Here is a 10165-nt window from a genome sequence, read left to right on the forward strand (position 1 = left end):
GAATAGGAGGGATTACTATAAGAATTGCAGTGTATTGCGGATCTGGTATAGGTAAAAGTCCAGTGTATGGGGAGAAAGCTACAGAGCTAGGTACAGTATTAGCTAAGCACGGACATAGTGTTGTTTACGGTGGTTCCAAAATGGGGTTAATGGGAAAGGTAGCAGATGCTGTTTTAGCCGCAGGTGGAGAGGTTATTGGTGTTATGCCAACCCATTTACAAAAGCGGGAACTGGCTCATGCTACATTAACAGAAATTCATTTTGTTGAGTCTATGCATATTCGGAAAGCTAAAATGGCGGAGCTGGCTGATGCATTTATTGCTCTTCCAGGAGGTGCAGGAACTTTAGACGAATATTTCGAAGTTTTTACTTGGGCACAAATTGGCCTTCATGAAAAACCTGTCATTTTATATAATGTAAATGGTTTTTATGATGCACTCTTACAGCATTTTAAAATAATGCTAGAGGAAGGATTTATACGACCTGAACAAAAGTCCTTTTTCCGTATAGCAACTACTCCAGAGGAAATAGTACGTTTACTAAAAAAACATGGGTGAACATTGCCCATGTTTTTTATAATATAAAATAAACGGTAAAAAATAGAAATGGATGAGGTGGATTATGCAAGGTGCAGATACTCAAGTAACCGATGATTTGGTAGTACAAGCCATTGAACGCAATATAGCAATTATACGTTTTGATATGGATCGAAGGGTAGCCTATGTGAATGAACTGTTTGCTAGAACATTAGGCTATACAGTACAAGAGATGTTAGGAAAGAATCATAAAGATTTTTGTTTACCAAATTTCGTTCACAGTCCAGCATACGAACAATTTTGGCGCAATTTAGTAGCAGGAAATAGTTATCAGGACAAAATTGAGAGAATTGATGCAAATGGCCAAAGGATTTGGCTTGAGGCTACGTATATGCCTGTTTTCGCCAACCATACAAATAAAGTAATTGGTGTTTCAAAAATTGCTACAAATATTACTGAACGTCAAAATGAAATAACAAATGTAGCCGATCAATTGAAGGAAATGTCTAATGAGCTTCATCAACGCTCAGAGGCTGGTATTCAAAATAGTCAAGAATTACTGAGCACCATCCAAGCGGTTTCTCAGGAGTCAAAAGAAAATGTTAGCAATCTGGCACAGCTAAAAAATCAAGCAGTTTCCATTAAAGGGATTGTGAAAACCATTCAAGAGATTGCTTCTCAAACAAATTTATTAGCTTTAAATGCAGCTATTGAAGCTGCACGGGCTGGGGATTATGGTCGAGGCTTTGATGTAGTGGCAAAAGAGGTGCGCAAGCTTTCTGTCAGGGTAGAGCAATCCATTTCAGAGGTGAAGGATCATATAGAGGGGATAGAGCGGGAAATTAATCAAGTGACAGACAGTATTACAAAGATAGCTGAAAAAGTAGAAAAAACAAATGAACAAATTACTATTACAACTAAAGATTTTAATGAAATTGCATCTGCGGCTGAAGCTTTAGACGAGCAGTCCAAGCAATTTATTGAAATTATTTAATATTCCATATTGCCCAATCTGCAGACTAGATGGTGGACTAATTTACAATATTTTGGTAGATATGTTGAAATAGTATAAGTTTTTTCATTACAATATTTGTGTAAGACGTTCATTAATCATAATAGGGGTGTTATGGATGACAAAAGTGGAAGTAAGTTTTCAGCATCTACCAACAACAGCTATTTCAGATGCGACAGGTGGACATACGAATTTGTGTAGTACGATTAAACCGCTAGCCAATCATTTTAAAATTGCTGGGCGTGCGGTAACTGTACGATTACCAGATGGTGAAAATGGTGCAGTGTTGGAGGCTATTCGAGTGGCCAATGAAGGTGATATTTTGGTTATTGATGCAAAAGGAAACACCAATCGAGCGGTAGCAGGAGATTTTGTGGTGTCCTTAGCAAAAGGTATTGGTGTACAAGGCTTTGTAGTTGACGGTGTAATTCGTGATATTGCCGCTATTCGTGGGCTAGATTTCCCTGTATTCGCTTTAGGTACTACAGTAGCTGCTGGTAATAAAAATGGTGGTGGCAAAGTAAATGTACCCATTGCCATTGGAGGAGTAACAGTTCACCCAGGCGACTATATAATTGGAGATGTGGATGGTGTCATTGTCGTACCACAGCAAGATGCTGAAAAAGTGATTGAAGCTGCAGAGGAAAAGATACTTAAAGATGAAAAACGTGCGCAAGAAGCACATGTAAATGGCAAAAAATCTATTGTTGCGTATTTAGATAAAGTACTTGGAAATTAAAAAAACGCTCACGATGCCATCCTACATCGTGAGCGTTTTTTATTTTATGCTAAATTCTCATTTTCATTAAAGTAATTCTTCATTTTTTCGCGATCGAAACGGCCTTCCCATTTCGCCATTACTAATGACGCTAATGAGTTACCAATTACGTTAACAACTGTACGTCCCATATCAAGAATACGGTCAATACCAGCGATAAATGCTAGACCTTCTAACGGAATGCCGACAGTACCTAAAGTGGCTAGAAGCACTACGAAAGATACCCCTGGAACCCCTGCAATCCCTTTCGATGTAACCATCAATACAAGCATTAACGTAATTTGTTCACCAATGCTTAGGTGAATACCGTACATTTGCGCAATAAATAATGCTGCAATCGCTTGGTATAGCGTTGAGCCGTCTAAGTTAAAGGAGTAACCGGTTGGAATAACAAAGGATACAATATCCTTCGGAGCCCCTAATTTCTCCATTTTTAACATAATACGCGGTAATACAGCTTCAGAACTTGCTGTTGAGAATGCTAAGATTAGCTCATCTTTCAGCACTTTAATTAAATAGAAGATGCTGATTCCTGCGAATTTTGCCACAAGGCCAAGAACAACAAAGATAAAGAATAACATAGTTGCATAAACAAGAATGGCTAATTTGGCAAGTGGTACCAGTGAGGCAAACCCATATTTGGAAACGGTTACACCAATTAAACCAAATACCCCGATTGGAGCAAACTTCATTACGAGGTTAGTTACCCAGAACATCGCATCTGCTACCCCTTGGAAGAAGTCTAAGACTGGCTTTCCTCGATCGCCAACTGCTGCAACTCCTAAACCAAAAATAACTGAGAAGAAAATAATCGCAAGCATATTACCCTCAGCCATAGACTGAATAATATTTGTTGGGACAATACCTACAATTATATCGAAGGGCCCCTCATGCTGTACTTCCTCAGTCGTTGTAACATATTTCGAGATATCTCCTTGAGATAATTCGTTCATGTTTATTCCTGCACCAGGTTGGAAAATATTCGCGGAAAGTAATCCGACTAATATAGCGACAGTCGTAATAATTTCAAAGTAAATAATGGATTTCCCGCCTAATCGCCCAAGCTGCTTCATGTCTCCAGTACCAGCAACACCTACGATTAATGTAGAAATAATAATCGGTACAACAATCATCTTAATAAGATGTAAAAAGATATCCCCTAATGGTTGTAAATATGTCTCAATCTTGGGGTTTCCATAAAAAATACCACCAACAATGATCCCTAAAATCAAGCCGATTAAAATTTGAGCGGCTAGACTGATTTTAAATTTCTTCTTCAAACCCTTTGTACCCCCTGATATTAAATTTTTAGGACACGCCTTACTTTAATAATACGGAGGACTTATGGAATCCGACAAAATCCGAGAAAATTAATTTAATTTTGTTAAAATGTCTGAATATAGCACTTGTATAAACTTCTTAATATTTACCTTTGCTTTACGATTGTCATGATCTTCAATCTGAGTCATGAGTTGACGAATTTCTTTAAAATCGAAGTAGCGAGGGGCATAGTATTCAAACTCAGAGTTGGTGTAATCGACAACACCTAAGTTTGCGAGATTAATCATGGCAGCTAATATCGTTCTGCGCACACGCTGTTCTATGGCTTTACTTTCCTTTAAAATGTCATCAGGTGTAGCCTTTGTTACAGCAGCGATTTCTTCATAAAGCTCCTTTAATGGGGGGAGGGGTGCAATCTTATGCTGATGAGCAAGTAAAGTTTCGATAATAGCTATAATATCCTCGCTCCCAATCTCACCGACAATACCCATATCATTTAATATGGACTGAATATGGTCTCGTGAAGTTGCTTTATTTGCTTTTTGCTCACTTAATTCAATATTTGTAAGTGATTGACGAATAACTAACAATGAATTTTTCAGCCGAAATTGTTCTGTAGTTTTTTTCAAAACATTTTCAACCTCAATGCGGTTAATCGGTTTATGAATGAAGAAATCTATTCCTTGCTCATAAGCCTCACCAACCATTTCTTTATTCACAACCTGAGAAATCATTATAAATTGACCCTCAAAGCGATTTTGAATAAGATGTTCGACTGTGGCTATACCATCAAGCTTTGGCATCAGTAAATCGATTAGCACAATCTCAGGCTGGGTCATTAAAATTTGTGGTATGGCATCCTCTCCATTGCGAGCTTCGCCAATCACTGTACCTAACCCACTATCTTCAATAATTTGTTTTAACATGACACGACTTGCGCGATCGTCGTCTACAATAAAATACCTCATTTAAGTCTCTCCCGTTTGAATAGTTTGCGTAGGAATTATGATTTTAAACGTTGTGTATTGATTGTTTGATTCAACGGTTATGGAGCCTTTTAATTTTTCTATTAGTTCAGCAACATGTGAAAGGCCAATGCCAGTTGCTGCGACACCTTCTACATTATATTTTGTGGTAAATCCAGGTTCAAAAATAATAGAAAAATCATTCTGTGAAATTCCCTTTCCATTGTCACATATTGTTACTACAGTATTATCCTCTTGTCGTTGAATAGCAACAGAAATGATACCTTGTTCTTCGATAGCCTCCACTGCATTGGCAGTTAAATTATTTAAAAGCGCAAGCAGTGCAATATGTTCCTTTGTTTGAAAATCGAAGTCTATACTTGTTTCAAACTGTATATTCTTCCCAAGTAATTCAGCGTACTTACTATTACCGTCTTCGATATAATGTAATAATTCTGATAATATAAAAGGCCCGAAGCTTCTCTCACCAACAATCTTTGAAATGCCCGCATAGATGCGTTGTGAATCCTTTTTCACTTCATGAATTTCCTGGGCAATATGAAGAGCTTGCAAGCTTTCCGCTCGATATCCTTGAGCTTTTAATTGCCGATATAATTCAAAACCGCTAGCTGTTATGGTTTCAATATGGTTCATGGATTTCTTTAAATACAGAGTCTCAACGTAGAGGTCAGATCCAATATTCAGCATCTCTTGTACACGTTTTTTTTGTTCGGCGATCAATATAGAGCTATAAATACCAACTACAAAAAAGCTTCGTAATAAGGCCACTGCTAATAGGATCAAAAGGTCGTGAAGAAATAAAAATGTATAAGTTTGTACAAAAAATCGGAAAATTTGTTCGGCTAAGTTACTAATGACCTCACTAAAAGCGACGAGTAAACCAAGCTTTAGTGGTTTTTCTCTATATGTTTGAACATCTAAAATTTGTAGGCATATAGCAAACAATACATAAAATAATCCTGCTGGTAAATGGTTAAATATGCTCTCTAATACGGGTATATCATGTAAATAGGAATTAAAAACACGAAAAATGATTGTCACTATACTTGTAGCAAACCCAGCTAAAATAATGGGAGTGGGTTTAATTAATGTGCATAAGAAAAAGATAATGGTGCCTAAACCAAAGCGAAATGTCGTATTGGCAAACGGCATAATTTTAATTTCACTACCAATTGCGGTCAAAACAGCAATCAGAATAACCCAAGTGAGGGAAGTGCGAGCTATATTTCTTTTCGATGGCAATTTGACAACCTCCCATAAGCGATATAATAAAAAAATACCACAACCGAGACGGAAGTGGTATTTAACAAGTCATACATACAATTTTGGCAAAAAAAAAACGGCTACATTCGTAGTCGGAAATTAAAAACTGGAGGAGGTAGAGGGATTCGAACCCCCGCGCGGTGTTACCCGCCTGTCGGTTTTCAAGACCGATCCCTTCAGCCAGACTTGGGTATACCTCCATGTTATATTGCTTTACTGTCTTTCGACAAAAATAAATTTATCATAATTTAAAAACCAAGTCAATAATTTTTTTACAAAATATCGTGATGTTAAAAATACATAGGTAATAAATAATTTGTGCATTAAGTTGCAATTTATACAAACAGTAAGTATACTAGTTATTGCCGTGCTAGGTGGGAAGGTAGCGGTGTCCTGTAACTCGCAATCCGCTCTAGCGAGACTGAATTCCTTTTTCGAGGCTGTCCGTATTGTTTGGTCTGCCTTCTGCACGTAGTGTTGACGATTGGGTCCTGCGCAATGGATACCCATGAACCATGTCAGGTCCGGAAGGAAGCAGCATTAAGTGGTCATATCCATGTGCCGCGGGGTTGCCTAATCTGAGCTAACGACAGGAGTAACGCTTATGTGCGGCTGTCAAGGAAAGGTGCACGGCATTAAATTGCCAACTCAAAGCATCCGTCTACTTTAAGGCGGATGCTTTTTTTATTTTTATTTAGTAACTTCATTTTATATATAAGGCAGCAAATGCTATAATTAAGACTATTCTATTTAATGGAGAAGGGGAGAGAAAAACAGTGACGTATCAAGCATTTTACCGTGTGTATCGGCCGCAATCTTTTCGAGAGATGTCCGGTCAAGCGCATGTCAAAAGAACGCTACAAAATGCTCTCCTAGCGAATAAAACGACGCATGCTTACCTTTTTTCTGGGCCACGTGGTACAGGGAAGACGAGTACAGCTAAAATTTTTGCAAAAGCTTTAAATTGTGAACATGCGCCTGCAAAAGAGCCCTGTAACGAATGTGCTACATGTATAAGTATTACGGACGGTTCGCATCCTGATGTCATTGAATTTGACGCAGCTTCAAATTCACGTGTTGAAGAGATTAGAGATATTATAGAAAAAGTTCGTTTTGCTCCTGCAAGCAGCAGATACAAGGTGTACATTATTGATGAAGTGCATATGCTCTCTACAAGTGCTTTTAACGCTCTTTTGAAAACTTTAGAAGAGCCGCCTCCTCATGCAGTATTTATTTTAGCAACAACAGAGCCTCATAAATTGCCTGCAACAATTATTTCTCGTTGTCAGCGCTTTGATTTCAAACGACTTTCTACCAATGATATTATTGAACGTATGAAAGTTGTCTTAGAAGATATTGAGCTGCCATATGAGGAGCAAGGCTTAAAGGTAATAGCGCAATCTGCTGCTGGGGGAATGCGTGATGCTTTAAGTTTATTGGACCAAGTAGTATCTTTCAGCGGAGAGAAGCTAAAGCTTGAGGATACATTATTAGTTACAGGTTCAATAAGTCAGGATGTTTTTTATAATTTAGCCGAGGCACTTAAAGCGAAAGATGTTGCACAAATGCTTGCGCTATTAGAACAACTAATTGCTGATGGTAAAGATCCACTGCGTCTTTCAGAAGATTTAATTACATTTTTCCGAGATTTATTATTACTTCAAACAAGTGATGATTTAGCTGAATTATTAGAGCTCGTGTCTCCTGAGGAACGTGTAGTATCCTTGGCGCATGAATTTGCACCGAATATGCTTTATGGCTATATCGATATACTTGCGAAAACTCAACAAGAAATGCGCTTTTCTCACCATACGAAAATCTATTTAGAAACGGCATTACTTAAAATGGTACAGTTTTCGGGAGGGAGCACTAATCAAGCGGTAACTACAACGAGCGATACGGCTATTAGCCCTGATCTTGCTCAAAAAATTGTAGCGCTTGAGCAGATGGTTCAACAATTATCCGTACAATTACAATCAGGTGCTCCTGTGCAAGCATCGCAAACACCCAAAGAGCAAAGACCGCGTGCTAAAAATCCAAACGGCTATAAGGCTCCGACAGGTCGTATTCAAGAGGTACTAAAGGACGCTACAAAGCAAGATGTTCAACGTATAAAATCGATTTGGGCACAAGCACTAAATCAATTGCAAAAATCTCAATCTGCACTTTTAGCTGAAGCCGAACCAGTTGCGGCATCTTCAAGTGCTTTTGTGTTAAAATTCAAGTATGATATTCATTGTCAGATGGTTGCAGATAATCAGTCTTTAAAGGGCCACTTTACCCAATTAATTGCCGGACAAACTGGTACAATGTACGAGATGCTTTGTATACCAGAGGAATCTTGGTTAAAAATGCGTGAAGAGTTTATCCGTGATCATAGTATGCAGCACAAAAAAACATCAGCTGCATCAGAGAATGGTGAGGAATTATTAGAACCACCACCGGCAGAAATGTCGGATGAGCCATTTATCGATGATGCTCAGCCACTTGCTTCACAGGACCCACTTGTGACAGAGGCTGAAAATCTCTTTGGTAAAGATTTTGTTGAAATTATGGAAGATTAAATTTTAGGAGGAAAACATGTATGCGCGGAATGGGAAATATGCAAGGTATGATGAAAAAAATGCAAAAAATGCAAAAGGAAATGATGGAGGCTCAAGAGGCTCTCAATGCAGAGCAATTTGAAGGTGTTGCTGGTGGCGGCATGGTAAAAGTAACTGTGTCTGGTCAACGTGAAGTTGTGTCAGTAAATCTTGATGAATCTGTAGTAGATCCAGAGGATATTGAAATGCTACAAGACTTAATCGTTATTGCTACTAATGAGGCATTAAAAAAGGTAGAAGAAAAAACGAACTCAACGATGGGTAAATTCACTCAAGGCTTAAACCTTCCATTCTAGGAGGTATTCATATGTACTACCCAGAACCAATATCAAAATTGATCGATAGTTTTATGAAATTGCCAGGTATCGGGCCGAAAACTGCGGCTCGTCTGGCGTTTTTTGTGTTATCAATGAAGGAAGAAGATGTCTTATCTTTTTCTAAAGCATTAGTTGATGCTAAACGAAATTTAAGCTACTGTTCCGTTTGTGGCAATATTACGGATGTAGACCCATGTCACATATGTACAGATAAACAACGAGATCATTCGATTATTTGTGTTGTTCAAGATACAAAAGATGTGATTGCGATGGAAAAAATGCGTGACTATAATGGCATGTACCATGTGCTGCAAGGTGCGATATCACCGATGGATGGCATTGGTCCAGAGGATATTAATGTCGCTTCCTTGTTAGTCCGGTTGCACGATGAAAGTGTCCAAGAGCTTATTCTAGCTACGAATTCAACTATTGAAGGCGAGGCAACAGCTATGTATATATCTCGCCTTGTCAAACCATCAGGTATTCGTACGACCCGCATTGCGCATGGATTGCCAGTAGGTGGGGATTTAGAATATGCTGATGAGGTAACGTTATCTAAGGCGATGGAAGGTCGACGTGAGCTGTGAGTGAGGGATTAATATGTTCTTCCGTAGTAAAGGAAAGCTAAAAAAAGAGTTCGATAATAGGCTCGTAAATCTTATAAAAGAAACAAAAGAAGATTTACAGCAGGCTAAGATAATAGAAGAATTAATGGACGACTATGATCTAGGGGCGATCGCTCAACGAAAAGCGGCAGAAAGCATTCATTTTTATTTATTTAAAGAAGCTAGAATTCGCAGAGTGTTAATTAAATAGTTCTATTGGCCATTCATAGAAGCAATACAGGAAACATAAACTTTCATAATTATTTTTTTGAGGGGGTAACCATATGTCTTGGTTAGTAATTATGAGTATTTGTGTTCCTGTAGGGCTTCTTTTTCTTTATGTCATAATAAGACATGCTAAGCTTGGCAAAATCTTAGAAGGATTATCTGTTTTTTGGTTTCGATTTGCATTTGCATTCCTATTATTATTTATGATTCATTTAGGTATTGGTTATATAGGATATAATGTGCCGATTAATCTTTTCTCTGTCTTAACAATTGCCGTTTTAGGTATTCCGGGGGTTCTAGGAATAACCGCTTTAATATTTATTTTATAAAATGCTTGCAATATAATAATATTATGGTATAGTTATAGAAGTCGCCAATACAACTGGTTGAAACGAATGTAAATTAAAAAATATGTTGACACAGTGTGTGTGACGTGATACTATATGAGAGTTGCTGTTGAAAAAGCAACGACGAACAATATGAACCTTGAAAACTGAACAAGCAAAACGTAATCAATAAAGTTTTTAGTAGCTAGCCTAGCTAGTGAACGAAACAA

The 10165-nt window shown here is 37.9% G+C and carries 11 protein-coding genes, 1 tRNA gene and 1 other RNA gene; 9 read left to right on the top strand and 4 right to left on the bottom strand.

Going from position 1 to position 10165, the window contains the following annotated elements; genetic code table 11:
- Positions 1–29 precede the first annotated feature (29 nt).
- From KVT27_RS21870 to KVT27_RS21880, 3 genes are all read left to right on the top strand, one after another.
- Entirely contained in the window at positions 30–557 is a 528-nt protein-coding gene (locus KVT27_RS21870; protein ID WP_036146991.1) for an LOG family protein, read from the top strand.
- Between the two features lie 64 nt (positions 558–621).
- Positions 622–1530, top strand: a complete 909-nt coding sequence (locus tag KVT27_RS21875; RefSeq protein ID WP_150908471.1) for a methyl-accepting chemotaxis protein — start codon at positions 622–624, stop codon at positions 1528–1530.
- Positions 1531–1666: 136 nt separating this feature from the next.
- A complete protein-coding gene (locus KVT27_RS21880; RefSeq protein ID WP_217581928.1) occupies positions 1667–2287 on the top strand; it encodes an RraA family protein in 621 nt (206 codons plus the stop codon).
- A gap of 44 nt (positions 2288–2331) precedes the next feature.
- Here the strand turns inward: KVT27_RS21880 and KVT27_RS21885 are convergent, their stop codons facing one another.
- The 4 genes from KVT27_RS21885 to KVT27_RS21900 all read right to left on the bottom strand — a co-directional run bounded on the left by KVT27_RS21885 (position 2332) and on the right by KVT27_RS21900 (position 6056).
- Entirely contained in the window at positions 2332–3606 is a 1275-nt protein-coding gene (locus KVT27_RS21885) for a cation:dicarboxylate symporter family transporter (protein ID WP_008179685.1), read from the bottom strand.
- Positions 3607–3696: 90 nt separating this feature from the next.
- Positions 3697–4575 (bottom strand): response regulator, encoded by an 879-nt coding sequence (locus tag KVT27_RS21890; RefSeq protein WP_008179686.1) that lies wholly within the window; start codon positions 4573–4575, stop codon positions 3697–3699.
- On the bottom strand, positions 4576–5835 hold the full coding sequence (locus tag KVT27_RS21895; protein ID WP_217581929.1) for a sensor histidine kinase: 1260 nt from the start codon (positions 5833–5835) through the stop codon (positions 4576–4578).
- 128 nt (positions 5836–5963) lie between these two features.
- Positions 5964–6056 (bottom strand) — tRNA-Ser (locus KVT27_RS21900).
- A gap of 165 nt (positions 6057–6221) precedes the next feature.
- Between KVT27_RS21900 and ffs the strand changes: the two genes are divergently transcribed.
- The 6 genes from ffs to KVT27_RS21930 all read left to right on the top strand — a co-directional run bounded on the left by ffs (position 6222) and on the right by KVT27_RS21930 (position 9938).
- An RNA gene (gene ffs, locus KVT27_RS21905) (signal recognition particle sRNA large type) lies at positions 6222–6489 on the top strand.
- Positions 6490–6632: 143 nt separating this feature from the next.
- Positions 6633–8420: a DNA polymerase III subunit gamma/tau gene (gene dnaX / locus KVT27_RS21910; RefSeq protein ID WP_217581930.1), complete on the top strand. Its 1788-nt coding sequence runs from the start codon at positions 6633–6635 to the stop codon at positions 8418–8420.
- 20 nt (positions 8421–8440) lie between these two features.
- Positions 8441–8755 (top strand): YbaB/EbfC family nucleoid-associated protein, encoded by a 315-nt coding sequence (locus tag KVT27_RS21915; RefSeq protein WP_004233957.1) that lies wholly within the window; start codon positions 8441–8443, stop codon positions 8753–8755.
- An 11-nt stretch (positions 8756–8766) separates the two neighbouring features.
- The gene (gene recR, locus KVT27_RS21920) at positions 8767–9363 is read left to right on the top strand and encodes a recombination mediator RecR (RefSeq protein ID WP_036122001.1); all 597 of its coding nucleotides are present in this window, start codon (positions 8767–8769) and stop codon (positions 9361–9363) included.
- A 13-nt stretch (positions 9364–9376) separates the two neighbouring features.
- The gene (locus KVT27_RS21925; RefSeq protein WP_036122003.1) at positions 9377–9592 is read left to right on the top strand and encodes a YaaL family protein; all 216 of its coding nucleotides are present in this window, start codon (positions 9377–9379) and stop codon (positions 9590–9592) included.
- A 73-nt stretch (positions 9593–9665) separates the two neighbouring features.
- Positions 9666–9938 (top strand): pro-sigmaK processing inhibitor BofA family protein, encoded by a 273-nt coding sequence (locus tag KVT27_RS21930; RefSeq protein ID WP_008179699.1) that lies wholly within the window; start codon positions 9666–9668, stop codon positions 9936–9938.
- Positions 9939–10165 lie beyond the last annotated feature (227 nt).

This window comes from Lysinibacillus sp. GbtcB16 (genome assembly GCF_019091145.1).
Classification (GTDB): domain Bacteria; phylum Bacillota; class Bacilli; order Bacillales_A; family Planococcaceae; genus Lysinibacillus; species Lysinibacillus fusiformis.

Bases quoted from the DNA above. Each gene is read 5' to 3' on its own strand.
- KVT27_RS21930 (WP_008179699.1), top strand. From the start codon at position 9,666: ATGTCTTGGTTAGTAATTATGAGTATTTGTGTTCCTGTAGGGCTTCTT.
- KVT27_RS21925 (WP_036122003.1), top strand. From the start codon at position 9,377: ATGTTCTTCCGTAGTAAAGGAAAGCTAAAAAAAGAGTTCGATAATAGG.
- recR (WP_036122001.1), top strand. From the start codon at position 8,767: ATGTACTACCCAGAACCAATATCAAAATTGATCGATAGTTTTATGAAA.
- KVT27_RS21890 (WP_008179686.1), bottom strand. From the start codon at position 4,575: ATGAGGTATTTTATTGTAGACGACGATCGCGCAAGTCGTGTCATGTTA.
- KVT27_RS21875 (WP_150908471.1), top strand. From the start codon at position 622: ATGCAAGGTGCAGATACTCAAGTAACCGATGATTTGGTAGTACAAGCC.
- KVT27_RS21915 (WP_004233957.1), top strand. From the start codon at position 8,441: ATGCGCGGAATGGGAAATATGCAAGGTATGATGAAAAAAATGCAAAAA.
- KVT27_RS21880 (WP_217581928.1), top strand. From the start codon at position 1,667: ATGACAAAAGTGGAAGTAAGTTTTCAGCATCTACCAACAACAGCTATT.